This is a genomic window from Pseudooceanicola antarcticus (assembly GCF_900215355.1).
Lineage (GTDB): Bacteria > Pseudomonadota > Alphaproteobacteria > Rhodobacterales > Rhodobacteraceae > Pseudooceanicola > Pseudooceanicola antarcticus.
Genome location: NZ_OBEA01000001.1, coordinates 543,634 through 566,792, shown reverse-complemented (window position 1 = coordinate 566,792; position 23,159 = coordinate 543,634). Strand labels below are relative to the sequence as shown.

Sequence of the window (23,159 nt, the reverse complement as noted above, 5' to 3'; positions counted from 1 at the left end):
ACGATTTGGGGACGTTGTGTGCAGGGGCCTTTGTCCTAGCCTTTCCGCACGCCCTGAAGGGGCGGTTAGCGTGTGAAAGGGTTCCCCGATGCAGACGATTGACGATGTTCAGATGACCACTCCCCCGATGACCTGGCGCGAAGATCAGCGCGTCGCCTGGCCGATGAAGAAGCTGGGCCATGCCCAGCTTGGCGCGCGCGAGGGGGCGATGCTCTACTACCTGGCGCGCGACTGGGCCTCGGGCGCGCGCCCCATGGTCGAGCTGGGCTCCTTCCTGGGCGGTTCGGCCTCGCTGACCGGGGCGGGGCTGAAGGACAATCCGCTGTGGGACGGCAAGGCGAAGCTGCATTGCTTCGATATCTTCGAGGCCAAGTTCGGCAACATGGCCGAGTTCATCCGCAGCCGTGTCGATCCCGATTTCCAGGAGGGGCAGAACTTCCAGTACCTCTTCGATGCCCAGACCGCCGAAGTCGCCGATGCGATCGAGGTACATCGCGGCGACCTGATGGAGGCCAGCTGGGGTGGTGGAGAGATCGACCTGCTCTTCGTCGATATCGCCAAGACGCCGGATCTGAACCGGATCACCCTGACCCGCTTCCTGCCCGCGCTGTCGGTCGGCACCGGGCTGCTGGTGAACCAGGATTTCCACAATCCCGACAACCCGTGGATTCACACCTCCCTTGGCTTCCTCTCGGGCTACTTCGAGCTGGTCGAGCCGCGCGCCGATGATTCCATCCTGCTGCGCCTCGTTCGACCCATCCCTCCCGAAGCCCTGCGCGAGGCCGGGCGCTTCGAGGATCTGCCGGATGACGAGGCGATGAACCGGGTGAACCGGCTGATGTCGCTGCTGCGCCAGAACGATGCCGACACCCGCTATGTCGAGCTGGTCCGCGCCCGGCTGCAGATCAAGGCAGGCAATGCCGCCGCAGGCCGCGCCACGGTGGACGCCGCCCTGGCCCGCTATGGCGAGGGCGACCCGAAGACCGATTTCTTCTGGAAGCGCCGCTGCGACTCGGTGCAGGCGCTGGCCTGATCCCCCGGTCATGCGCGCAGAGCCATTGTGCGCGCGTCGCCAGTTCCCCCTCGGGCTTTCCGGGCTATCTTTTCGTCAGGAGGGCCCGATATGAGCTGGAATCCCGATCAACTGCTGACCGACCCCGACCTGGTCGCCGCATCGTCCATCGAGACGCTGCTGGTGCCGCGTGCCCGCGACATCGGCGGCTTCGAGGTGCGCCGCGCCCTGCCCGCGCCGAAGCGGCAGATGGTCGGCCCCTTCATCTTCTTCGACCAGATGGGCCCGGCAGAGCTGCTGACCGGCGAGAGGATCGACGTGCGCCCGCACCCCCATATCGGGCTGGGCACCGTCACCTATCTCTATGAAGGTGCTTTCCATCACCGCGATTCCATCGGCTCTGACCAGGTGATCCGGCCCGGCGACGTGAACTGGATGGTGGCGGGGCGCGGGGTCAGCCACTCGGAACGCTCGCCCTCGGCCGAGGCGGGCGGGCCACTGCACGGCATCCAGACCTGGATCGCCCTGCCCGCCGGCAACGAGGACACCACCCCCGCCTTCCAGCACTTCCCCAAGGACGGGCTGCCGGTACTCGAGGCCCATGGCATCACCGCCCGGCTGATCCTCGGCACCGCCTTCGGAGAGACCGCCCCCGCCGCGATCTTCTCTGAAACCTTCTATCTTGATGTCAGCCTCGCCCCCGGCGCCGCCTTCCCCCTGCCCGACAATCACGAGGACCGCGGGCTGCACGTGACCCATGGCAGCCTGGAAGTGGCCGGAGAGACCTATGAGGCCGGGCGCATGATGGTCTTCCGTCCCGGCGACCGGATCTCGGTCCGGGCCGGTGAGCAGGGCGCGCGTTTCCTGGCCCTCGGCGGCGCCACCCTGCCCGAGCCGCGCTATATCTGGTGGAACTTCGTCTCTTCCTCGCCCGAGAAGATCGAGGCCGCCAAGCTGGACTGGCGGCGCGGAGACTGGGGCAAGGGCCTGTTCGAGCTGCCCACGGGCGATGCCGCCGAACATATCCCCGCCCCCGAGGATGGCACGGGCCGGATGACCCCGATGCGCGCCGGTCCGCGCGAAGGCCGGAAATCGCAATAGCTGCCCGATTTCCGGCGCCAGCTCGTGGCGGGATCGGCTAATCTGCCGTCATGATGTTCGACCTGCCCCCCGACGACACCCTCTATGACGCGCTGCTGGCGCGTGACTCAGGCTATGACGACCGCGCCTTCGTCTGCGTCACCTCCACCGGCATATTCTGCCGCCTGACCTGCCCGGCCCGCAAACCCAAGCGCGAGAACTGCCTGTTCCGCGCCAGCCCCGGCGAATGCCTGTCCGAGGGCTTCCGGCCCTGCAAGCGCTGCCACCCCCTGGGCGAGACCCCGGACCCCGCGGTCACCCGCCTGCTGGCGGCGCTGGAAGAGCGCCCGGAACACCGCTGGACCGAGGGCTGCGTGCAGGGGCTGGGGCTGGACCCCTCCACCGTGCGCCGCGCCTTCAAGCGGCAGTTCGGCATGACCTTCCTTGAAATGGCCCGCCAAAGGCGCTTGCGCGACGGTTTCCTGACGCTCGGCCAGGGCGGCAAGGTGATCGAGGCGCAGCTGGAAGCAGGCTTCAGCTCTGCCTCGGCCTTCCGCGCCGCCTTCGCCCGGCTTCTGGGCTGCGCACCGGGCAGCCTGCGCGGCGATGCGCTGCTGCTGGCCGATTGGATCGCCACCCCGCTTGGCGACATGATCGCCATCTCCTCGGCGCATCACCTGCACCTGCTGGAATTCACCGAACGCCGCGCGCTGCCCGGCGAGGTGCGCAGGCTCTCGGAACACGCGAAGGGCTCTCTGGGCATCGGGGTCCACCCGCCGACCGAGCAGATCCGGGCAGAGCTTTCCGCCTATTTCACCGGCCGCTCCGCCCGTTTCGAGACCCCGCTGGCGCTGCATGGCTCGGCCTTCACCCGCGAGGTCTGGGAAGCCCTGCGCGAAATCCCGGCGGGCGAGACGCGATCCTACGGCGACCTGGCCCGCGCCCTGGGGCGGCCCGGATCACATCGCGCCGTGGCGCGGGCCAATGGCGCCAACCAGATCGCGCTGGTCATCCCCTGCCACCGGGTCATCGGCGCCGATGGCGCGCTGACGGGCTATGGCGGCGGGCTGTGGCGCAAGCAGCGCCTGTTGCAGATCGAGGCCGCCTTCCGCCCCGCCCGCGCCGCAGGCTAGGCCGGGGCCGCATCGCCTTCGGGCCTCGACATGACCCGCAGCACCGGGTTGGTCCCGGCGATGCGGAAGAGGCTGCGCAGGGTCTGGTTGCGCGTCAGCACCGACTGCCCCGCGCCACCGGCCTGCCCGGCCACGGTCTCGGCCTGGCCATCGGACAGGTTGCCGCCGAAGATGCGCGCCTGGGACAGCTGCTTGGTGACGCGATACCAGAACGGCCCGCCCAGCCCGATCAGCACCCCCGAAAGCAGCACGTTCATCTGCCAGAGCACCCAGGCCCCGACATTGCCCATGTGGCAGCTCAGCCGCTCGGCCTTGCCGCTTACCGGGGCGCAATCGGCCCCCTCGCCCAACCGCGCGCCGATCGGCAGCTGGTACTTGGCCCGCAGGGTCTTCAGATCCTCCACGCTGGCGGCCAGCGCGGCCTTGGCGGCGTCCAGGTGGCTCTGGACCGTGCCGTCCTCAAGCTCGACCTCCAGCGCGATATCTCCCTCCTGCGCCGCGACATAGCCGGCAAGGATCTGGTCCTGGGAGGCGATCAGCGCCTCGATGGTCGCCGGGTTGCTTTCCAGCCCCTGCACCAGCCTGGTGAAATGCACCTGCGCGCCGAAGGCAAAGGCGATGGAGACCAGGAAGACCATCAGGTTGGAGTTGCGCCGGAAGCGTTCAGAGGACAGCGCCATGTAGCGGTCGAAGCCCAGAAGCAGCGCGTCGAACCTGTCCTGCGAGGTCTCGACGATGCCGGTGCGGATGGCCTGGCCCACGTCGGTCTCGGCCAGCCGCTGCACCATGGCCTCGGGCGAGAGGGTCTCGATCCAGGGCCGCGAAAAGAGCTTGGCCAGGGTCTCGATGGGGCCGGACCGGCGGCTGAGCCCGTCGGGCACCGCCAGGTTGCGGGTCAGGTGGTCGCGCAGCTCCGCCAGCGTCGCCTTGCGGCTCAGGGCCTCGTCTTTGGCGCCGGTCGCCTCGATGAGGTTGGGCCAGAGCACGTTCTCGAGGTAGCCGTCGAGAGAGTTGCGCAGATTGCGCGAGCGCAGGTTCAGCAGGCGGGTCAGGACCTCGACCAGCCCCGAGACGACGGTCGAGAAAGCCACCATCAGGATGGCGAACGCCAGCAGGAAATCCAGAATCAACATTGCCGCAATCCCGAGATCAAAAGGAAATTTGAAATGCGGGAAGTCTGGCACAGCGCGCCCGGCTTGTATACCGGCGCGCTTTGGCGTCACCCCCGCGCAAGCGGCGGGGGCCGTACGAGCGGCACCTGGGCCGCCCGCCTGCGCTCAGCGCGCCTCGGGCCAGCTGCGGGCGATCTGCAACAGCAGCTCATCGGCGCCCTGCATGCCCACCAGCTGCACCCCGCAGGGCAGACCGCCCGGCGGCGCGGCAAGGGGCAGGGTCATGGCGGGCAGACCCAGGGCATTGGCAAAGGCGGTAAAGACCGCATGGCCGCGCGGCCCGACCGGCTGGCCGTCGATGACCTCGGGGTGGGTCTTCTCCCTGGGCCAGGAGAAGGCCGCGATGGCCGGGGTCATCAGCAGGTCGAAGCCCGCCATGGCGCGCTGGTAGTCCAGCCGCAGGGCCTCGATGGCGACCAGGGCACCGGCATAGTCGCGGGCGCTCAGCGCGCGGCCGGCGCGGGCCATGGCCTGGACGGCCTCGCCCGCGGTCTCGTTGATGCGCGCATCGCTGTCGCAGAGCCAGGCCACCCCGGCGGTGCTGATCACCGGCCAGATCGCGTCGATCCCGGCCAGCACGTCGAATGTGTCGCGCGCCACCACCTCGTGACCGAGGCGGCGCAGCTCCTCTGCCGCGCCGTCGCTGGCGCGCAGGATCTTGGGGTCGACCGGCTGGCCTGCGAAGTGCCGCGCATAAAGGATACGGCGCGGCGCGGTGGTGGCCGTCTCGACAGAGCTGCCGAGCCAGCGAAACATGGTCTCCACATCGCGGGCATCACGGCCGATGGGGCCGGCCACCTCGAAGGCACCGAGGATCGCGGGAAAGCCCGCGCCACGGGGGATGCGGCCCGCGCCCGGCTTCAGCCCGAAGAGCCCCGCATGGGCCGCCGGTCGCCGGATGGAGCCGCCGCCATCGGTGCAGAGCGCCAGCGGTCCGATCCCCGCCGCCACCGCCGCCACCGCCCCGCCGCTGGAGCCTCCGGGCGTCAGTTCCGGCGCGAAGGGCAGGCCCGTCGGGCCATGCAACAGGTTGTCGGTATAGCCCTGCACGGTCAGCTCGGGCACATTGGTCTTGGCAAAGAGCACCGCTCCGCCGGCCCGCAGCCGGGCCACGGGCAGCTCGTCATGCGCGGGCACATTGTCCCGCAAGCCGCGATTGCCCCAGGTGGCGGGCAGCCCGGCCATCAGCAGGTTGTCCTTGATGCTGACAGGCACCCCGTCCAGATCCGACAGCGGCTTCCCCGCGCCCCAGCGGGCATCGCTGGCACGGGCCATCCGGCGCGCCGCCGCATCGTCGCGGGCGATCACCGCGTTAATGCTTGGATTGATCGCGTCACACCGGCCCAGCACGCTTTCCAGCACCTCGGAGGGCGTGAACTCCCGCGCGGCATAGCCTGCGACAAGCGCATGGGCAGGCAGGCTCCAGAGCTCGGCCATCATGTCACTCCACCTTGGCGATCACGGCTATGGGCGCGGCGCCCGGCGGGCACTGGTGCTCTGTCCCGCCAGAGAGGAAGATCGCCGGGTCGCCGGTGACCGAGGCGATGACCCCGCCGACCGCCGCACGGGCGTGACGTTCGTAGTTGATATCGGCATCCGACAGCATGGTGGTCCGGCGTCCGCGCAGGGTGGCAGAGGCCTCGGCCTTGGCGAAGACCGCCTCGGGCACGCCGCCCGCATCGGCGATGGCCGCCCGGACGGCATCGGCATCCAGCGCATCCGACAGGATGGCATGGCCGATACGGAACGCCCCGGCGGCATCGGGCGAATTGCCGAAGAGAAGCACCTCGCACTTCGTCAGCTCACCCCCCGCCGAGGTCGAGGCCACGGAAGAGAAGAGATCGAGACGGCTGGCGATGGCCGCTTCGCTGACGTCGGCGTCCCCGACCTCGCCCAAGGCCAGCGCGACACCCAGTGCCATGGCACCCCGCGCATAGGGTTTCGAGCCGTTCGGGTCCTGGGTCACCACCTCTGCGCCGCGCGCCGCGGCCTCCGAGATCCGCGCCGGTGTCAGCAGCGGGCCCTTGACCTGGACGTAGTGGACATCGGCGGGATCGCTGATGCCCGCGTCGGCCAGCGCCTGCAGGGTGGCCTGGTGGACAGCCTCGACATGGGCCATGCGGCCGATCTCTTCCGGTGCCAGGTCCGGGGACATGGCCAGGCCGAGCGCCAGCCGCCCGCCCGTCTTCCCGGCCTCGCCGGCTGAGCGGGTGAAGACCGTGGCATGGGGCGAAAGCACGCCCTCGGTGCCACCGGACCAGACGAAGGCCACCTGCTCCTGCACCTCTTCCGGGGTCTGGCCGCGCGCCGAGGCCAGGACCTCTGCGAAGCACTTGGTTGCCAGGGCGCGGGTAAAGTCATTGGCACCGCCGTTGCCCTCGGTCTTGCCGATCACGGCGACCACCTGGGCGGGATCGAGCCCGCCGCCCGCGATCAGCTCCTGCAACTCCGACACATCGGCAGGCGAGGCCATGCCGAGCTTGAACACACCGATTTCCATGATCTCTACTTTCCGCCCCAGTGGACAAACCGCGCCTCGATCAGGGTGAAGAGCATGTTCATCACATAGCCCAGGGCCCCCGCCGCGAAGATCGAGGCATACATCTCGGGCATGTTGAAGATCATCTGCGCGTCGATGATCCGCTTGCCCAGACCGTCGGACGAGCCGATGAACATCTCGGCCACGATGACGATGACCAGCGCCATGGAGACCCCCGAGCGCAGCCCGATGAAGGTCTGCGGCAGGCTCTCCCAGATCGTCACATCCCAGAGGATACGTGTCCGGGAAGCCCCCATCACCCGCGCCGCGAGCTGGCGCAGCTGCCGGGCGTTCATCACCCCATAGGCGGTGTTGAACAGGATGATCAGCGCCGCACCGAAGGCCGCCACGGCGATCTTCGCCTCTTCACCGATGCCGAAGAAGACCAGGAACAGCGGGAACATGGCCGAGGCCGGGGTCGAGCGGAAGAAGTCGATCAGGAACTCGACCGAACGATAGAGCTTGTTGGAAGATCCAAGCGCCACCCCGAGAGGCACGGCGATCAGCGTCGCGATGGCGAAGGACAGCATGGTGCGCACGATGGTGCGCCAGAAGTCATGGCCCAGCGTGCCCTCGGTCATGCCCTCGACGAAGGCGTTCCAGGACTCCAACGGAGAGGGCAACAGCACCGGGTCCACCAGCTGGGCGACATGGGCGAAGGCCCAGAGCAGGATCAGGGCGAGCGCGCCCAGCACCGGCTGAATCCACCCCATGCGGGGCAGGTACTTGGTCAGTTTGTCACTCATGTCTTGCGCACTTCTCTCTGGAAGATCTCCAGCGACCGGGCCTTCACGTCGATGAACTCCGGGGTGACGGTGATCTCGGCGTTGCGCGGACGCGGCGCGGTGAAGGGGATACGGGCGGCGACGGACGTCGGCTTGCGGGTCAGCAACAGCACCTCGTCGGCCAGCTCCACCGCCTCGTCGAGGTCATGGGACACCAGCAGCGTGGTGATCTGCATCTCGGTCAGCACCGACTGCAGCTTGTCGCGCAGGAAGAGGGTCATCTCGTAGTCGAGCGCCGAGAAGGGCTCGTCGAGGAACAGCACCTCGGGTTCGATGACCAGCGCCCGCATGATCGAGACCAGCTGCTGCTGGCCGCCCGACAGCTCGTAGGGGTAGCGGTTCAGGTCGATCGAGACATTGAAGCTGGCCAGCAGCTTTTCGACGCGGGCGTCCTTTTCGGCCTGCGACAGCTTCAGGAACTTCAGCGGGTAGCGGATATTGTCGATGGCCCGCAGCCAGGGAAAGCCGGCTTCGCGGTAGTTCTGGAAGACATAGCCGATCTTGGTCTCGCGCGCCGTCTTGCCGTCGAACAGGATCTGCCCCGAATCGTAATCCAGGATGCCCGAGATCATGTTGATCAGCGTGGACTTGCCGCAGCCATTGGGGCCGAAGATCGACACCACCTTGCCGCGCGGCAGGTCGAGGTCGAAATCGCGGTAAAGCACGGTGCCGTCGGCGAAGGTCTTGTTCAGGCCGCGAATGGTGATGTGGGTGCCGGGCGCGAACCAGCGCAGGCGATCGGCAAGATCACCCGATGCGGCGGGCGCATCCCCCCCCGCGGAGATCTCCGCAGGGGGGGACAGGTCGGCGCCATCGGCCTTGGGGGGAATGGGCCGGGTCAAGTTCACATCGCCTCCGCGACATCGGCCACGGCGATGGGCTTGGCGACGACGCCCAGGTCGACGCCGATATCGAGGAAGGTCTGGAAGTCGGCCAGCTCGTCTTCGCTCATGTCCGAGACCATGTTGTAATGCGCCAGCGGCACGGTTTCGGTGAGGTTCTCGGGCACCTTCATCTCGACCAGCAGCTCACGGGCGGTCGGGTCCTCGTTGGCGTCCTTGACGGCCTTGGCCCAGGCCGCGGCAAAGCGCTTGGCCACGTCGGGGCGCTCTTCCATCAGCTTGCCCGAGATCGCGGCACCGGCGGCATAGGCCTCGGCGGTTTCGTCCTTCATCAGGTACTTGGCGATCACGCCGGTCTCCAGCCGCTTGGCGATGCCGCGGTCGACCATGATCGAAGCCAGCGCTTCAAGCGTGAAGCCACCGTCGAAATTGCCGCTCTGCATGGCGCCGATATGGTTGCCCATGCCCTGCTCCTGGATGGCGAACTCATCCTCGCCGAGGCCCGAAGCGATCAGGCTGGCCTTGGCCGCGCCAAGGTTGGCCGGGCCGGGAGCCGAGAACAGGTTGGCGCCCTTCAGATCGGCGATGGTGGTGGCGGTGCTGTCGGGCTTCACCACGAACTGCTCCATCACGTATTCGCTGTTCTGGCCGTAGAGGGCGATGAACTTCATCGTGCCGGGGCGCAGCGCGTTGATATTGGCACCTTCCAGCGTGACCAGGTTCGAGGCGGCGTCGATGTCGCCGCTCACCATGGCCTGCACGATCAGGGGGTGGGTGCCGATGAAGACGGGCTCGACCTCAAGGTCGGCTTCGGCGAAGTAGCCGCGCTTCTCGGCGACGTAATAGGGCAGGCCGGAACCTGCGACGAAGACGCCGATGGTCACCTTGTCGGCAGCGGCGGCAGAGAAGGCAAGGCCGGTCGACAGCGCCAGGCCGAGGCCCAGCTGGCCGAGGCCCGAGAGGATCTTGCGACGAATGTCAGTCATTGGGGATACTCCTGTTGGTGAGTGTTTCTTGGTTTTATTGGGGGAGGAATGAGGGGCTGTCAGACGGTCTCCAGAAGCCCCTCGGGAACACCGTAGTCGTTGTAGAGCCGCGCCAGGCTGGCCTGGAACGGGGCCTCGGTCTTCTTCGCCGTGCCGGCCACCGGATCGGCGCCCGCAAGCAGCGTGTCGCTGGCCTCCATCGAGAAATCCATCACGAAACGCAGCCGGTCCTGGCGGGCACGGGTGATCGCCTGCAGCCAGAGCGCCGGGTCATGCTGCCCCGCTGCGGCCAGGGCGCGGATGATCTCGACCGCGGCACAGGTGCTTTCCACCGCCTGGGTCGCGCCCTGGCCCAGGGTCGGCACCATGCCGTTGGAGCTGTCGCCCAGGTAGAGGAGGTTCACCCCCTCTTCACGGAGGCAGAGCGGGCTTTCCTGCAGCCGGGCCCAGTGCAGCTCGACCGCCGGGTGAGAGACCAGGTCGACCAGCCAGCGACCCTGATCGCTGAGCTGGCCATCGGCGGGGGTGAAGGCGTGGCGCAGGGCCTCGGGGGTCTTCATCTCTTCGGGGATCTCGCCGCCGACGGGGATCGGGAAGGTGCCGGACATGTAGATGCTGTTCTCGGGCACGCGGTAGCCCAGCAGGCGGTTGGGACCGTTGAACCATTGCTCGTAGTCGTCGATCAGGCCGCCGGTGGTGTCGGGCACCAGCAGCCGGAAGATGGCGACCCCCACCTGCCGTGCATTGACCGGGCCACGGAACTGCGTCCGCACCTGCGAGAAACGCCCGTCCGCCGCGACCAGCAGATCCACATCGGTCAGCGCCTTGCGGCGGCCGCCCTCGGTGAAAGCGATATCGAGACGCCCCGACCCGTCGAGCTTCGGCGTGACCGCGTCGATGGTGCAGCTGTAGCGGATGCTGTCGCCGGCCGCCTCGCGCAGCACGCGATAGAGCTCGGCCCAACGCAGACGCCAGCCGTCCACCGGGGCGATGTCCTTCAGCTTCAGGTTCATCAGCTCCTGCCCGCCCATGGTCGAGACCCGCCAGCTGCGCCAGCCGAAGGAGGTCTCGGCGACGCGCTGCGCCAGCTCGGGATCGGTCTGCTGCAGCGCCTGCACGGCGTTCGGCCCGATGTTCAGGCCGGTGCCGGATTCCGCGTGTTCGCCAGGCGCGATCCGTTCCAGGCAATGCACCTCGAGCCCCGGCACATCCGCCAGGCCGCGCGCCATGATGCTGCCGGCCACGCCGGCGCCGATGATGGCAATCTTCATCTGTCCTGTCCTTCCGTCTGCCGCGTCGCGGTCTCTGCGATCACGGCGATCAGCCCTCCGCCGAAGGGCCCCTGGTGTTCGGCCCCGCCCGAGACGAAGATCCGCGTCTCGCCCGCCACCCCGGCGACCAGCCCGCCGACCGCGCCGCGGATATGCCGCTGCGGGTCGATATCCGTGTCGTTCAGCATGGTATGCCGCGCGCCGTGGATCTGCCCGCTCTGATCCGGTTCGCATTTCACGAAGATCGCCCTGAGACGCGCCCGCTCGGCCTCGGCGACCTGTGCGCCCTCGGCAAAGCCCAGATCGCTGAAGACCCCGCGCACCGAAGGCAGGTCGATGGCATCCTGCATCGCCCGATGGGCAATGCGCAGCGGGCCGGACCACGCGGGGCTCATGCCCAGCACCACCACCTCGTTGCACAGCACCTCGACGCCGGAAGAGATGCTGGCGCAGGTGCTGTAGAGGTTGAAATCGGCAAGGAAGCTGTCGTCGCAGACCTGCTCGGAGGGGATCTCTCCGGTCGCCATGGCAACGCCCAGGGCCCCAGCCGCCCGAGCGCGGGCCATCGAGACAGAGGCATTGGGCGCGGGCACGGTCTTGCCTTCGGCGCGCAGGGCCTCGATCCGGTCCGAGGTCAGGCAGGGCGCCTTGACCTGAACGAAGTGCAGATCGGCGGGGTCCGTGATCCCGGCATCCTCCATTGCGGCGCGCACGGTCTCGGCCACCATCTGCGCATGGCCACGGGTGCCGACCAGCTCGAACGGCATGTCGATCGAGCAGGAGGCACCGATGGCCAGTGCGGGTTTGCTCTCGCTCGTAGCGGCCTTCGCGGCACTGCGGCAAAGCACGGTGTAATGCGGCGACAGCACGCCCTCGGTGCCGCCCGACAGAATGCAGGGCACCTTGCGGGCGATCTCTTCCGGCGCCTCGTTCAGGTAGCTTGCCAACAAATTCATCAGCCGGTCGGTGAAATACCCACGGGTGAAGTCATTCACGCCGCCGTTTCCCTCGGTCTTGCCGATGACGGCGACCACCTCCTGCGCCTGCACCTCTCCTGCGGCAAGCAGGGTTGCGAGCGCCGAAAGGTCTCCGGGATGCGCCATCGAAAGTCTGTACACCTTGGCCTGCACGGCAGCCTCACTCCTGGTCAGTTGCCGCCAGACTGGCGCAGAATGCTGCAGTGCGAATAGAACCAATTTCCTCCATGGGTGAGAGCAAAATGTGTGCACTCGAACTGCGAGCGCCTCAGATCTGGGACATCGACTGCTTCACCGTTTCGATGAAGCTCATGGTCGGCAGCGGCAGGTTGCGGTCCTTGCGGGCGGCAAAGACCAGCCGGCCGCCGCGCAGCTCGGGGTCGACCAGCGGGATCGCCTTCAGCGCGCCCGTCACGGCCTCTTCCCGCGTGCCCACCTCGAACTGGAAGCAGATCGCATCGGTGCGCTGCGCATAGGCTTTCAGCGCCCGCATCGTATTGGCCTCGAGCACCACGTTCAGCGCCAGCCGGTGCCGCGCGATCACCGCCTCCAGCAGCGCCCGCCCACCGAAGGAGCGCGGCCCCATGGCCAGCGGATAGGGCTGGCAATCGCTGAGCCGCAACTTGCTGCGGTTGGCCAGCGGATGATCGGGGCGCATCATCGCAAAGAGCGGCTGCGGCACCACGGCGATCTCGTCCAGCTCCTTGCCGGGCGCCGGATCATGGGCCAGCAGCAGGTCGGTCTCATCGCTCATCAGGGCGCGGACGAGGTCGCTGGTGGCCCCGACCAGCAGCTTGAAATGCACGCCGGGGTGATGCTCCTGGAAGCTGGTGATCGCGTCCTGGATGAAGTCGTTGGCCACCGAATGCGCCACCGCGATCGAGACATTGCCCCGCACCAGCCCGCGCAGCTGGCGGATCTGGGCATTGGCGGTCTCCACGTCCGAGATATTGCGCCGGATCGCGGTCAGGATGACCTCTCCGGCCGAGGTCAGCCGTACCCCGCGCGGCAGGCGCTCGAACAGGGGCATGCCCAGTTCTTCCTCGATTTCCAGGATCTTGCGGTTCAGAGAGGTCGAGGCCACATGCAGCCGCGCGGCCGCCTTGCGGATCGACCCGGCAGAGGCCACCGCATCGAGATAGACGTAATCCTTGGGGGCTCGGAACATGCGGCAGGCCTGGCGAGATCATCGGGGTCGTATGCCGAAGGCTATCCACAACCCATGCGGAATGACCAGAGTACACGGGTACCTGGGACTGACGCTGCCTGCTGAATGTGCGGAGAAGGAAGTGGTGCCGCTGAAGGGACTCGAACCCCCGACCCCATCATTACGAATGACGTGCTCTACCAGCTGAGCTACAGCGGCACTTCCTGGGGAGGCACCCGGAGGGGGCCTCGTGGGCCGGGGCTATAGCACCCCGGCGCGGCTTGGAAAAGCGCTAAATGGCAGCGCCTGGACCGAAGATCAGCTGCTGCGACCGGGGGTTTCCTCGGGCGGCAGGACCTCGGCCTCGGGGATCTCGGATGCGGCGCCCTCCGGGGTGTCGACCCCGGCGTCCGGGGCCATGTCGCCGGTCTCTGCCGGTGTCGTGGCCATGGGCAGGTTCGAGCCCCCCTCGTCGACCCGGCCGACGATCAGCGGCAGCATCTGCTGCGACATCGGCGTCTGGTAGTCGCCTGCCGGCGCATCGCGCCAGGCGAGGGTGTCGAAGGCCTGGCAGTGGTCGCAGACCGGGGTCCATTCCGAGTGGATGTGGTGGCAGTTCTCGCAGGTCCACTGCGGGCCGCGCGGCGCCGAGACGGCGCGTGTCAGCCAGCCCTTCACGATGGCATCGGGCGCGCCCTCTCCGCGTTCCACGGCGGCCATGATGGTCAGCGCGCGGGCATCGGGGGCAGTCACCGCCAGGTCGCCCAGGGCGCGGCGGGCGGCGGGGTAATCCTCGGCGCCGATCAGCAGCTCGGCCAGCAGCAGGCGGGTCTCGCGGTGCTCGGGGTGGATGCGGGTCAGAACCTTGAAGCGCTTCAGCCGCTCTTCGGGGGTTTCATCGGGCTCCAGCGCGGCGAAGGCGGCGGCAAGGTCCGGATGCGGAGAGGCCTCCCAGGCCTTCTTCAGCACGCGGGTGGCATACTTGGGCTTGCCCTGCTCGGCATAGGCGCGGGCGGCGAAGACCGCGGCGGGGATCAGGTCGGGCGACAGGCGGTTGGCCTCGATGGCCGCTTCGCGCATCTCGATCGAGCTGTCCTCGGCCAGCACGGTCTTGGCTTCCGACAGGGCCAGCACCGCATCGCGGCGCTTGTGGACATCACGCGGCAGGGCGCCATGGCGCAGCTTGGCCTTCAGCGTGCCGCGCGCGCCTTTCCAGTCGGCATTGGCGGCCTGCAGTTTCAGCAGCGTATCCTGCACCTCGACATGCTGCGGCTTCAGCGCAAAGGCCTTCTCGGCCAGCTTCATCGCCTTGTCGGTGTCGCCCTCGGCCAGCTTCTGCTTCATCAGCCCGCGGACGCCGACGAAGCGGGTGCGCTCGTCGGTGACCAGCTTCTTGTAGGCCTCTTCGGCGCGGCGCTTGTCGCCAGCGACCTCGGCGGCCTGGGCGATGACCAGGGTGGTCAGGTCGGTGCGATCCAGGAACTTCTCGGCCTTCTGCGCCTTCGACATCGCCAGCCGCCCCTCGCCCGAGGCCAGGGCCATCAGGCTGTCGCTGAGCGCGTTGAAGCCCTTGCGTTCGCGGTTGCGGTCGAAATAGCGGCTGAGCGCGGTCTCATCGCCGTTGATGAAGCGCAGCACCGCGATCAGCAGACCGGCCAGCTTCATCAGCAGCCAGATCACCAGCACCAGCAGGATCAGGCCGATGACGGCGCGGATCGGGGTCAGGTTGAACTCGGTCGCGCCGAGGGCGATGCGGACGCCGCCCTCGAGCTCCAGCAGGTAGGAGGCGCCGAAGGTAGCGGCCCCGATGAGGGTAACGAAGACGAGGATCTTAACAAGCGACCAGAGCATGGGTGTTCCTTACTTCGTCTGCGCCGAGAGGGTCTCGGCGGCGTCCAGCGTTTCGGCACGGGTCCGGGCGAGGGTCATCCAGTCGTCCATCGCGGCCAGGGCCGCTTCGGGCAGCCCGTCGAGCTCGACCAGCACCTGGCCGAGATCGCCGTCGTTCAGGCTGGCCTCGGCGCGGGACAGGATGGCGTCGGGATCGTCCCCTTCCTGCGGTGTCAGCGAGCGCGCGCCCAGCTGGTTCTTCAGGAAGTCCCCGAAAGAGCCACCAAGGCTGCCATCGCGCGTCGCCGAGAGCGCGGCGCGGGCGGCTTCGGGGAAATCGTTGCGCAGCCGGGCCAGGGTCGGCACCCCGGCGGCGGCATTGGCCTCGAGCGCGGCGGGGATCTCGAGCCCCAGTTCCGACAGCGTCTTCAGCGGCGCCTCGAAGGACGAGCCATCCGAGAGCGACCCGTTCAGACGCACCTGCGCGGCGCGGACCTGGGTGTCGCGGGCGGTGGCGGCGGCATCGGCGCGCAGGGACTGGCTGTCCTCCACCATCTGCTCGATCTCGGCGCGCTGGTCCTGCATGGCCTGTTGCAGCGCGGCCAGCTCGTCTTCGTAGGCGGCAATCGCCGCATCCGAGACGTTTTCGGCCAGCGGCTGTTTCTCAAGCTCCTCGACACGGGCAGAGAGGCCGTCCAGCTGCTCGGTCAGGGTGCCAAGGCTGGTCTGCAGGGCGCCAAGATCGCCCTGGACGCCCGAAAGACCGTCTTCCAGCTGCGAAAGATCCGGGCCGTCCTCGAGCTGCGCGGAGAGGTCCTGAAGCTGTGCCTGCTGCGCGTCCTGGGTCTCTTCCAGGGCGGTGCTGTCGACAGGTGGGAAGGCGATCATCGCCGCGCCGAAGCCCAGGCCGGCGGCAACCACACCGCCCAGAAGCGCGGGCAGGAAGGTATTGCGGCGGGCCGGTGCGGGATTGACGGCATCATGGCTGGCCGTCGGGGCCGCTGCGGGCTCTTCGGCCTCGAGCACGTCGTCGCCGGCGGCCATCGGGCTTTCCTCGTCCGGGTCCAGCAGGCTGTCCTCGTCCCCTGACGGGTCATGTTCGGGCACCGCCAGAACCTCCTCGGGGGCCTCGTCGCGCGGATCATGCTCGGGTGCGGTCAGCGGTGCCTCCGAGGGCCCTGCCCCGGCGCTCGATTCTGGGATCGAATCGGGGCTCAGATCGGCCTCCGCGGTCGGTCCGGCATCGCTTCCGGCCTGCGTCAGGCTTTCCTCTGCGTCCACCTCTGGCGTGGTCTCGGTCCGGGTGAGCTCCGTCTTGTCGTCATCTTTGGTCCTGGCCAATGCTCAACCCCTTCGATTCTGCCGCAACACGCGGCGTTCCAGTTCAACTTAGTCGCCGCCCCTCTCTGCCTCAAGCTGATGCGCTGCGGCGATAAGTCCAGAGAGAAGCATCAGCATGGATTCGCCGTCTGGCTGTGCGGCATGAGAGCGATGAAAGGTTTCCATATGCTCCACAGGGGCCAGGGCAGCCTGGCTGATCGCCCCCAGCAGCAGCGGCGCGGTGCCGTGCCATTGCTCGGCGAAGCGACGGGCGGCACCGGGGGAATAGAGCGGCACGATGACAGGCGCATGACCCTGCCCGGCTGCCAGCGCCTCTGCATTCAGCGGCACAGGCACCTGGGCATAGGCCTCGAGCGCTTTGATTTTCAGCCCCTCGGCCCGCAGCCTCTCGGCCAGACTGCCCCGGTGCTGGGCGCCACGCAGATGCACCAGAGGGCCCTCGGGGCGCAGCTCCAGCAGCATCCGCACCAGCGCCTCTGCATCGCCCCCGGCCGAGATCGCCTCCAACCCCGCCGCGCGGGCTAGCTGCGCGGTGGCATCGCCCACGCAATAGGCCCGCCCCCCGGCTCCGCCCGCCCGCTGCCAGGCCCGCACCCCGTTGCGAGAGGTGAAGACCGGCTCTGCCTCGGGCAGGTTCAGCTGGTGAAACCGGATCTCCTGCAGGGGCGACAGCAGGCAGCGCACGCCCGGAAAGCGCTCGGCCACGGCCACGGCCATGGCGCTGCCCTCGGGTTCGGGGCGGGTGATCAGGACGATGGGCATGGGCGCTCCTGACGCGGGCGGCATTGTTTGCGCGCCTCCCCGGTGTTACCTGCGGCAGAACGACATTTCAACGGAGCGGGCATGGGCACACCCCTTACCCTACTTGGCATCGAAAGCAGCTGCGACGACACCGGCGCGGCAGTGGTGCGCGGCACGCCCGGTGCGGCGCAGGTCCTGTCCTCCGAGGTCCAGGGCCAGGCCGATCTGCACGCGGCCTTCGGCGGCGTCGTCCCCGAGATCGCCGCCCGCGCCCATGCCGAGCAGCTGGACCAGGTGGTCGCCCGCGCGCTGGACAGCGCCGGTGTCACCCTGCAGGAGATCGACGCCATCGCCGTCACCGCCGGACCCGGCCTGATCGGCGGCGTGCTGTCGGGTGTCATGTGCGCCAAGGGGCTTTCGGTGGCCACCGGCAAGCCGCTGGTCGGGGTGAACCACCTCGCGGGCCACGCGCTGACGCCCCGGCTGACCGATGGCACCGCCTTCCCCTACCTGATGCTGCTGGTCTCGGGCGGGCATTGCCAGTTCCTGCTGGTGCATGGACCCGAGCAATTCACCCGCCTCGGCGGCACCATCGACGACGCCCCCGGAGAGGCCTTCGACAAGGCCGCCCGCCTGCTCGCCCTGCCCCAGCCCGGCGGCCCGGCGGTCGAGGCCTGCGCCCGCGACGGCGATGCCAAACGCTTCCGCCTGCCCCGCCCGCTGCTGGATCGTCCCGGCTGCGACATGTCCTTCTCGGGGCTGAAGACCGCCCTGCTGCGCGAACGCGACGGGCTGCTGCAGGACAATGCGCTGCGCGCCACCGAGCGTGCCGACCTCTGCGCCGCCTTCCAGCAGGCCGTGGTCGACGTGCTGCGCGAGAAGACCGCCCGCGCGCTGGATCTCTACCTGGCCGAGGCCCCCGCCACGCCGACCATCGCCGTCGCCGGCGGTGTCGCCGCCAATACCCCGATCCGCAACGCCCTGACCGCGCTCTGCGCCGAACGCGGCGTGCAGTTCACCGCGCCGCCGCTAGCCCTTTGCACCGACAATGGCGCGATGATCGCCTATGCGGGGCTGGAGCGGTTCGCCGCCGGGCAACGTGACGACATGACCCTCTCGGCCCGCCCACGCTGGCCGCTCGACAAGACGGCCCCCGCCCTGCTGGGCTCGGGCAAGAAAGGGGCCAAGGCATGATCTCTGTTCTCGGCGCAGGCGCCTTCGGCACCGCCCTGGCCACCTCCTTCGCGGCCAATGCGCCGGTCTGGCTCTGGGGCCGCAACGCCGAGGTCATGGCCGGGATGCAGATCGAGCGCAGCTGCCCCCGCCTGCCCGGCGCGACCCTGGCCCCTGCCCTGACATGTTCCAGCGATATCAATGATCTGCCCGCCGAGGGCCCGGTGCTTCTGGCGGTCCCCATGCAGACCCTGCGCGCCGTGACCACCTCCTTCGCCGCGCAGCTCGCCCACCGAACCCTGGTGCTCTGCTGCAAGGGGATCGAGCTCTCCACCGGGCTGCGCCCCTCGCAGGTGCTGGCGCAGACGCTGCCCGACGCGCGGATCGCCGTGCTCACCGGGCCCAGCTTCGCCGCCGATATCGCCCGTGGGCTGCCGACCGCCCTGACGCTCGCCTGCGCGGATGAGGGTGAGGCGAAGCGCCTGCAACAACAGCTGATCGCGCCGCACCTGCGCCTCTACCGCTCGACCGATGTCACCGGGGCAGAGCTTGGCGGCGCGCTGAAGAACGTCATGGCCATCGCCTGCGGGGCCGCTATCGGCGCCGGGCTGGGCGACAGCGCCCGCGCCGCGCTGATGACCCGTGGCTATGCCGAGATGTCGCGCATGGCCGCCGCCCTCGGCGCCCGCCCCGAGACCCTGGCCGGGCTTTCCGGCTTCGGAGACCTGGCGCTCACCTGCACCTCGGAAGGCTCGCGCAACTTCCGCCTCGGCCTCGCCATCGGGCGCGGCGAGCCATTCGACCCCGCCGTCACCGTCGAAGGCGCCGCCACTGCCCGCGCCACCCATGCGCTGGCACAGGCGGAAGGCTGGGACCTGCCGATCACCGCCGTCGTCGCGGGACTTGTCGACGCCCGCCTTGATGTGAAAACTGCCATGGCGCAACTTCTTGCGCGCCCCCTGAAGGAGGAAACCCCGTGACATTCATCCTGATCGCCCATGACAAGCCCGGCGCGCTCGAGATCCGCAAGGCCAACCGCGACGCCCACCTGGCCTACCTGAAAGAAACCGACGTCGGCACCTTCGGTGGCCCGATGCTGGACGCCGAGGGCAACATGTGCGGCTCGATGCTGGTGCTCGATGTGCCCGACATGGCCGCCGCCGAGGCCTGGGCCGCGAATGACCCCTACGCCAAGGCCGGTCTCTTCGCCTCGGTCGAGATCAAGGGCTTCAAGCAGGTGGTGGGGCTCTGATGCGCTACTGGCTGTTCAAATCCGAACCCGCGACCTGGGGCTGGGATGCCCAGGTCGCCAAGGGTGACGCGGGCGAGGAATGGGACGGCGTGCGCAACTACCAGGCCCGCAACTTCATGCGCGAGATGGCCCTGGGCGACCGGGGCTTCTTCTACCACTCGGTGAACGAGAAACAGGTGGTGGGCATTGTCGAGGTCATCGCCGAGGCCCACCCCGACAGCAAGACCGACGACCCCCGCTGGGAATGCGTCGACATCAAGGCCGTGCGCCCCTTCACCCGGCCCGTCACGCTCGACCAGATCAAGGCCGACGAGAGCCTGTCCGAGATGGTGCTGGTGAAGAACTCCCGCCTCTCGGTGCAGCCTGTCACCGAAGCCGAATGGCGCCGCGTCTGCGCCCTGGGCGAGACCGACCCGGACTGAGCCCATATCATCACCAGGCTGAAAGTACTCCGGGGGGAGCCCGCAGGGCGGGGGGCAGCGCCCCCCTACTTCTTTTGTTTGTCGCTTGCCGCGACGGCTGGGCAGAGCCCCCCGCTTCCTTTCCATTGTCGCCTCCGGCGACGGGCAGACGGCCCGGGCACACCCCCCCCCTGCCCTTCGTCATCGCCTTCATCGCCATGCTGCTGGTCGCCGGGATGATGCGTCACATCCTGTCCATGGCCGGGATCGAGAGCGCCGGGAAAAGCCTGCTGGTCGGCCTAGGCGTGGGCTGTTTCCTCATCACCCCCTGGGTGACGAGGACCAACACCTATGCGCAGCGGCCGATGAAACTGGCGCTGCTGGTAGGTGGCTATTCCGTGCTGGGATGCGGCGTGATCGGGCTGGTGCTGGGGCGCTTCTGAATTGGCGGCACGAAACAATATTATCGGCCAATTCCCCAATCTCTATTACCGAAATAATAAAACAAAAACGGAGGGTTGGCCAAGACCGAACCCTCCGTTACCCCACGTGCTCCCTAAGCACCACACGTGATCTTTGAAAGGTCCGGGCCTTACTGGCCTTGCCCGGGGAATAGCATTTCTCGCGGGAGAAGGGAAATCCCGAATAGATCAAATGCGTTCCATACCGCCCGTTCAGCTGTAAACGCTTTCCTTCCCGAAATGGGTTACCAAAAGGTAATAGATCACGACCCGATACTTGTTGCGCTCGGAGCTGCCGTAGGTCTCGATTGCCTTGGCAATGGCGGCGTCCAGCTCGGGGCTGTCGGCCAGACCCAGCTTCTTCATCAGGAAGTTGGTCTTCACCGTCTCAAGCTCCGCAGGCTGGCTGGCCGCCACGGTCGAGGCATCGGCGTTGTAGATCGCCGGCCCACATCCGATGGTGACCTTGGTCAGCAGGTCCATGTCCGGCGTGACGCCGCATTTCTCTTTCAGATCGGCAGCATACTTGGCGATCAGATCGTCTCTCTTACCCATTGAACTCTCCATATGTTGCGGCTGGTGCCCTCGTGGCACCCTCTCAGCCTAACCCCAATTTCGGAAAGTGCAGGAACTTATTCTCCGAATACGCGGAATTGCTCCAATCCGTCCGGGAATGCAGAGAAACAATGTAAAAAATGAAATGACTTTCGGGTCAGCCTTGGTCAGGCTGATCCCAGCGGCCATTGACCGCGCAGAAAGTGGCCCCGCAGCAATCACCAACGACGGGGCTGGAACAGGGAGATGAAAGATGTCACAGGAACTCTTCGTCGTGGCCTATGAAGGTGATGACGACTCCGGCAGCCTGCTCGACTACGCGATCGCGCGGGCCACGAAGGAAGGGGCCGCGCTGCACATCGTGCATGTGCTCGAGTGGTCCCCCTACTCCTTCCTCACCCCCCAGGAAGTGGAAGAGCGCCACGCCCGCCGCAAGGAGGAACTGGCCCGCGCCAAGAGCGCCATCATCGACCCCGCGATCGACAAGGCCTCGGCCGCCGGTGTCACCGCCAGCGGCGAGATGCGCTATGGCCAGGTGGTCGAGCTGATCGCCGAGATCGCCACGGCGAAATCCGCCGCGATGATCTTCGTCGGCCGCTCGGGCAGCAATTCCATGGCTGCAAGGGTCTTCGGCTCGGTCCCGCTGGGACTGGCGCAGATCGCCCCCGTGCCCACCGTCATCGTGCCCTGAGGAGAGCTTCATGAAACGCGTAACGACTTCTGCCGCCGCCCTGGCGGGCATGGCTCTTACCGCGGCCCCCGCCGCGGCGCAGGGCATCGACGAGACGATCAACCAGGTCTTCTCGGATTACACCGGATGGTATGTCGGCCTGATCTTCGCCAACCTTCCGGGGACCAACTTCTCGTGGATCGCGCTCTGGCTGGTGGTCGCGGCGGTAATCTTCACCGTCTACTTCTCGGCCATCCAGCTGCGCGGCTTTGGCCATTCCATCGCGCTGGTGAAGGGCGATTACTCCGATCCCGAGGACGCGGGCGAGGTCAGCCACTTCCAGGCGCTGGCCACGGCGCTCTCGGGCACGGTGGGCCTCGGCAACATCGCCGGCGTGGCGGTGGCCGTCGGCATCGGCGGCCCCGGCGCGACCTTCTGGATGATCATCGCGGGCCTCTTCGGGATGGCGACCAAGTTCACCGAATGCACCCTTGGCGTGAAGTACCGCAACGAATACGCCGATGGTCACGTCTCGGGCGGCCCGATGTACTACATCACCAAGGGCTTCAAGGAGCGCGGCCTGCCGGGCGGCAAGGTGCTGGCGGTGATCTTCTGCATCTTCACCATCCTCGGCGCACTTGGCGGCGGCAACATGTTCCAGGCCAACCAGGCCCATGCGCAGCTGGCCGGTGTGGTCGGTGACTATCCCGGCTGGATCACCGGCGTGATCCTGGCGGTCGTCACCTTCGTGGTCATCGTCGGCGGCATCAAGTCCATCGCCCGGGTCACCGAGAAGGTCGTGCCCTTCATGGGGATCTTCTACGTGCTGGTCTCGCTGGTGATCCTGATCATGAACTACGACATGATCCTCTGGGCCTTCGGCCAGATCTTCGCCGGCGCCTTCACCGGGCTGGGGGTCGCGGGTGGCTTTACCGGCGCCCTGATCCAGGGCTTCCGCCGCGCCGCCTTCTCGAACGAGGCCGGTATCGGCTCCGCCGCCATCGCCCACTCGGCGGTGAAGACCAAGGAGCCGATCACCGAGGGCTACGTCGCCCTGCTGGAGCCCTTCATCGACACCGTGGTGATCTGCACCATGACCGCGCTGGTCATCGTCATCACCGGGGTGCTGAACGTCGACCCCGATACCGGGCTCTACGTCTGGGACGAGGCCGCGGGCCGCATCACCACGGCCGACGGCAGCTCGGGCGTGCAGCTGACCTCGGCTGCCTTTGCCTCGGTCTTCTCGTGGTTCCCCTACATGCTGGCCATCGCCGTGGTGCTCTTCGCCTTCTCGACGATGATCTCCTGGAGCTACTACGGGCTGAAGGCCTGGACCTACCTCTTCGGCGAGAGCAGGGGCAGCGAGGTGACCTTCAAGGTGATCTTCTGCCTGTTCATCGTGATCGGCGCAGCGGCCAGCCTGGGGCCGGTGATCGACTTCAGCGACGCCATGCTGTTCTCGATGGCGATCGTGAACATCATCGCGCTCTACCTGCTGATGCCCATCGTGAAGGCCGAGCTGGCGCATTACATCTCCCGGCTGAAATCGGGCGAGATCCGCAAGTTCCGCTAAGGCGCGACAGGCGACACGGAAAGGGCCCCGGTGCAGACCGGGGCCCTTTTCACGTGTCCCTCAGGCCCCCGAGCAGGGCCCAGTACCCGGGCCACGACCCGCCCCAGAGCCCCCGCCCGTACCAGCTAGTCGCCTCCGCCGTGAACCGCGGACCGAAAGAAGAAGGCGCGGGAAAAATCCCCGCGCCTGCATGCGTTTCAACGACCGGTACCGGGAGA

The 23,159-nt window shown here is 67.8% G+C and carries 23 protein-coding genes and 1 tRNA gene; 10 read left to right on the top strand and 14 right to left on the bottom strand.

Going from position 1 to position 23,159, the window contains the following annotated elements:
• Window positions 1-112 precede the first annotated feature (112 nt).
• From CRO50_RS02780 to CRO50_RS02770, 3 genes are all read left to right on the top strand, one after another.
• On the top strand, window positions 113-1,033 hold the full coding sequence (locus tag CRO50_RS02780) for a class I SAM-dependent methyltransferase (RefSeq protein ID WP_157791747.1): 921 nt from the start codon (window positions 113-115) through the stop codon (window positions 1,031-1,033).
• Window positions 1,034-1,123: 90 nt separating this feature from the next.
• The gene (locus CRO50_RS02775; protein WP_097144333.1) at window positions 1,124-2,113 is read left to right on the top strand and encodes a pirin family protein; all 990 of its coding nucleotides are present in this window, start codon (window positions 1,124-1,126) and stop codon (window positions 2,111-2,113) included.
• A 50-nt stretch (window positions 2,114-2,163) separates the two neighbouring features.
• Window positions 2,164-3,225, top strand: a complete 1,062-nt coding sequence (locus CRO50_RS02770; protein WP_097144332.1) for a bifunctional transcriptional activator/DNA repair enzyme AdaA — start codon at window positions 2,164-2,166, stop codon at window positions 3,223-3,225.
• Here the strand turns inward: CRO50_RS02770 and CRO50_RS02765 are convergent.
• The 13 genes from CRO50_RS02765 to CRO50_RS02705 all read right to left on the bottom strand — a co-directional run bounded on the left by CRO50_RS02765 (window position 3,222) and on the right by CRO50_RS02705 (window position 16,877).
• A complete protein-coding gene (locus CRO50_RS02765) occupies window positions 3,222-4,358 on the bottom strand; it encodes a hypothetical protein (RefSeq protein ID WP_097144331.1) in 1,137 nt (378 codons plus the stop codon). The two genes, CRO50_RS02770 and CRO50_RS02765, sit on opposite strands and share 4 nt — an antisense overlap.
• A 144-nt stretch (window positions 4,359-4,502) precedes the next feature.
• The gene (locus CRO50_RS02760) at window positions 4,503-5,834 is read right to left on the bottom strand and encodes an amidase (RefSeq protein WP_097144693.1); all 1,332 of its coding nucleotides are present in this window, start codon (window positions 5,832-5,834) and stop codon (window positions 4,503-4,505) included.
• 4 nt (window positions 5,835-5,838) lie between these two features.
• Window positions 5,839-6,897: a cyanuric acid amidohydrolase gene (atzD, locus tag CRO50_RS02755; RefSeq protein ID WP_097144330.1), complete on the bottom strand. Its 1,059-nt coding sequence runs from the start codon at window positions 6,895-6,897 to the stop codon at window positions 5,839-5,841.
• 5 nt (window positions 6,898-6,902) lie between these two features.
• Complete coding sequence (locus CRO50_RS02750; RefSeq protein WP_198431801.1) at window positions 6,903-7,682, bottom strand: ABC transporter permease; 780 nt, start codon at window positions 7,680-7,682, stop codon at window positions 6,903-6,905.
• Window positions 7,679-8,563 carry an ABC transporter ATP-binding protein gene (locus tag CRO50_RS02745; RefSeq protein WP_218844974.1) on the bottom strand — a complete coding sequence of 295 codons (885 nt, stop codon included), beginning with the start codon at window positions 8,561-8,563 and terminating at the stop codon, window positions 7,679-7,681. Before CRO50_RS02745 ends, CRO50_RS02750 begins: the two co-directional genes overlap by 4 nt.
• A 2-nt stretch (window positions 8,564-8,565) precedes the next feature.
• Window positions 8,566-9,549: an ABC transporter substrate-binding protein gene (locus CRO50_RS02740; protein ID WP_097144329.1), complete on the bottom strand. Its 984-nt coding sequence runs from the start codon at window positions 9,547-9,549 to the stop codon at window positions 8,566-8,568.
• Window positions 9,550-9,608: 59 nt separating this feature from the next.
• A complete protein-coding gene (locus CRO50_RS02735; protein WP_097144328.1) occupies window positions 9,609-10,820 on the bottom strand; it encodes an FAD-dependent oxidoreductase in 1,212 nt (403 codons plus the stop codon).
• The gene (gene atzD, locus CRO50_RS02730; RefSeq protein WP_232617770.1) at window positions 10,817-11,938 is read right to left on the bottom strand and encodes a cyanuric acid amidohydrolase; all 1,122 of its coding nucleotides are present in this window, start codon (window positions 11,936-11,938) and stop codon (window positions 10,817-10,819) included. Before atzD (CRO50_RS02730) ends, CRO50_RS02735 begins: the two co-directional genes overlap by 4 nt.
• Window positions 11,939-12,065: 127 nt before the next feature.
• Window positions 12,066-12,965, bottom strand: coding sequence for a LysR family transcriptional regulator (locus CRO50_RS02725; RefSeq protein ID WP_097144327.1), 900 nt, complete (start codon window positions 12,963-12,965; stop codon window positions 12,066-12,068).
• Between the two features lie 122 nt (window positions 12,966-13,087).
• A tRNA-Thr gene (locus CRO50_RS02720) sits at window positions 13,088-13,163 on the bottom strand.
• A 99-nt stretch (window positions 13,164-13,262) separates the two neighbouring features.
• Entirely contained in the window at window positions 13,263-14,795 is a 1,533-nt protein-coding gene (locus tag CRO50_RS02715; RefSeq protein ID WP_097144326.1) for a heme biosynthesis protein HemY, read from the bottom strand.
• Between the two features lie 9 nt (window positions 14,796-14,804).
• A complete protein-coding gene (locus CRO50_RS02710) occupies window positions 14,805-16,115 on the bottom strand; it encodes a COG4223 family protein (RefSeq protein WP_097144325.1) in 1,311 nt (436 codons plus the stop codon).
• Between the two features lie 48 nt (window positions 16,116-16,163).
• The gene (locus CRO50_RS02705; RefSeq protein ID WP_157791748.1) at window positions 16,164-16,877 is read right to left on the bottom strand and encodes a uroporphyrinogen-III synthase; all 714 of its coding nucleotides are present in this window, start codon (window positions 16,875-16,877) and stop codon (window positions 16,164-16,166) included.
• Window positions 16,878-16,958: 81 nt separating this feature from the next.
• On the opposite strand from CRO50_RS02705, the gene tsaD reads away from it, so the two are divergent.
• Genes tsaD through CRO50_RS20445 form a run of 5 tightly spaced genes read left to right on the top strand, consistent with a single transcriptional unit; the run spans window position 16,959 to window position 20,125 of the window.
• Entirely contained in the window at window positions 16,959-18,050 is a 1,092-nt protein-coding gene (gene tsaD / locus CRO50_RS02700; RefSeq protein ID WP_097144323.1) for a tRNA (adenosine(37)-N6)-threonylcarbamoyltransferase complex transferase subunit TsaD, read from the top strand.
• Complete coding sequence (locus CRO50_RS02695; RefSeq protein WP_097144322.1) at window positions 18,047-19,009, top strand: NAD(P)H-dependent glycerol-3-phosphate dehydrogenase; 963 nt, start codon at window positions 18,047-18,049, stop codon at window positions 19,007-19,009. The genes tsaD and CRO50_RS02695 overlap by 4 nt, the downstream gene beginning before the upstream one ends.
• Complete coding sequence (locus tag CRO50_RS02690; RefSeq protein ID WP_097144321.1) at window positions 19,006-19,281, top strand: YciI family protein; 276 nt, start codon at window positions 19,006-19,008, stop codon at window positions 19,279-19,281. Before CRO50_RS02695 ends, CRO50_RS02690 begins: the two co-directional genes overlap by 4 nt.
• The gene (locus CRO50_RS02685; RefSeq protein ID WP_097144320.1) at window positions 19,281-19,703 is read left to right on the top strand and encodes an EVE domain-containing protein; all 423 of its coding nucleotides are present in this window, start codon (window positions 19,281-19,283) and stop codon (window positions 19,701-19,703) included. The genes CRO50_RS02690 and CRO50_RS02685 overlap by 1 nt, the downstream gene beginning before the upstream one ends.
• Window positions 19,661-20,125 (top strand): DUF1761 domain-containing protein, encoded by a 465-nt coding sequence (locus CRO50_RS20445; protein ID WP_097144319.1) that lies wholly within the window; start codon window positions 19,661-19,663, stop codon window positions 20,123-20,125. Before CRO50_RS02685 ends, CRO50_RS20445 begins: the two co-directional genes overlap by 43 nt.
• Before the next feature lie 231 nt (window positions 20,126-20,356).
• On the opposite strand, the gene CRO50_RS02675 is transcribed toward CRO50_RS20445, so the two are convergent.
• On the bottom strand, window positions 20,357-20,698 hold the full coding sequence (locus CRO50_RS02675; RefSeq protein ID WP_097144318.1) for a DUF2853 family protein: 342 nt from the start codon (window positions 20,696-20,698) through the stop codon (window positions 20,357-20,359).
• Window positions 20,699-20,951: 253 nt separating this feature from the next.
• Between CRO50_RS02675 and CRO50_RS02670 the strand changes: the two genes are divergently transcribed.
• Together CRO50_RS02670 and CRO50_RS02665 are read left to right on the top strand one after the other, a co-directional pair.
• Window positions 20,952-21,389 (top strand): universal stress protein, encoded by a 438-nt coding sequence (locus tag CRO50_RS02670; protein ID WP_097144317.1) that lies wholly within the window; start codon window positions 20,952-20,954, stop codon window positions 21,387-21,389.
• 10 nt (window positions 21,390-21,399) lie between these two features.
• A complete protein-coding gene (locus tag CRO50_RS02665) occupies window positions 21,400-22,941 on the top strand; it encodes an alanine/glycine:cation symporter family protein (protein ID WP_097144316.1) in 1,542 nt (513 codons plus the stop codon).
• Window positions 22,942-23,159: the final 218 nt, after the last annotated feature.

What these genes read in the sequence shown, in the direction of transcription:
- CRO50_RS02780 (WP_157791747.1), top strand. Translation starts at nt 113, where the DNA reads ATGACCACTCCCCCGATGACCTGGCGCGAAGATCAGCGCGTCGCCTGG.
- CRO50_RS02775 (WP_097144333.1), top strand. Translation starts at nt 1,124, where the DNA reads ATGAGCTGGAATCCCGATCAACTGCTGACCGACCCCGACCTGGTCGCC.
- CRO50_RS02770 (WP_097144332.1), top strand. Translation starts at nt 2,164, where the DNA reads ATGATGTTCGACCTGCCCCCCGACGACACCCTCTATGACGCGCTGCTG.
- CRO50_RS02765 (WP_097144331.1), bottom strand. Translation starts at nt 4,358, where the DNA reads ATGTTGATTCTGGATTTCCTGCTGGCGTTCGCCATCCTGATGGTGGCT.
- CRO50_RS02760 (WP_097144693.1), bottom strand. Translation starts at nt 5,834, where the DNA reads ATGGCCGAGCTCTGGAGCCTGCCTGCCCATGCGCTTGTCGCAGGCTAT.
- atzD (WP_097144330.1), bottom strand. Translation starts at nt 6,897, where the DNA reads ATGGAAATCGGTGTGTTCAAGCTCGGCATGGCCTCGCCTGCCGATGTG.
- CRO50_RS02750 (WP_198431801.1), bottom strand. Translation starts at nt 7,682, where the DNA reads ATGAGTGACAAACTGACCAAGTACCTGCCCCGCATGGGGTGGATTCAG.
- CRO50_RS02740 (WP_097144329.1), bottom strand. Translation starts at nt 9,549, where the DNA reads ATGACTGACATTCGTCGCAAGATCCTCTCGGGCCTCGGCCAGCTGGGC.
- CRO50_RS02735 (WP_097144328.1), bottom strand. Translation starts at nt 10,820, where the DNA reads ATGAAGATTGCCATCATCGGCGCCGGCGTGGCCGGCAGCATCATGGCG.
- CRO50_RS02725 (WP_097144327.1), bottom strand. Translation starts at nt 12,965, where the DNA reads ATGTTCCGAGCCCCCAAGGATTACGTCTATCTCGATGCGGTGGCCTCT.
- CRO50_RS02715 (WP_097144326.1), bottom strand. Translation starts at nt 14,795, where the DNA reads ATGCTCTGGTCGCTTGTTAAGATCCTCGTCTTCGTTACCCTCATCGGG.
- CRO50_RS02705 (WP_157791748.1), bottom strand. Translation starts at nt 16,877, where the DNA reads ATGCCCATCGTCCTGATCACCCGCCCCGAACCCGAGGGCAGCGCCATG.
- tsaD (WP_097144323.1), top strand. Translation starts at nt 16,959, where the DNA reads ATGGGCACACCCCTTACCCTACTTGGCATCGAAAGCAGCTGCGACGAC.
- CRO50_RS02695 (WP_097144322.1), top strand. Translation starts at nt 18,047, where the DNA reads ATGATCTCTGTTCTCGGCGCAGGCGCCTTCGGCACCGCCCTGGCCACC.
- CRO50_RS02685 (WP_097144320.1), top strand. Translation starts at nt 19,281, where the DNA reads ATGCGCTACTGGCTGTTCAAATCCGAACCCGCGACCTGGGGCTGGGAT.
- CRO50_RS20445 (WP_097144319.1), top strand. Translation starts at nt 19,661, where the DNA reads ATGGCGCCGCGTCTGCGCCCTGGGCGAGACCGACCCGGACTGAGCCCA.
- CRO50_RS02675 (WP_097144318.1), bottom strand. Translation starts at nt 20,698, where the DNA reads ATGGGTAAGAGAGACGATCTGATCGCCAAGTATGCTGCCGATCTGAAA.
- CRO50_RS02670 (WP_097144317.1), top strand. Translation starts at nt 20,952, where the DNA reads ATGTCACAGGAACTCTTCGTCGTGGCCTATGAAGGTGATGACGACTCC.
- CRO50_RS02665 (WP_097144316.1), top strand. Translation starts at nt 21,400, where the DNA reads ATGAAACGCGTAACGACTTCTGCCGCCGCCCTGGCGGGCATGGCTCTT.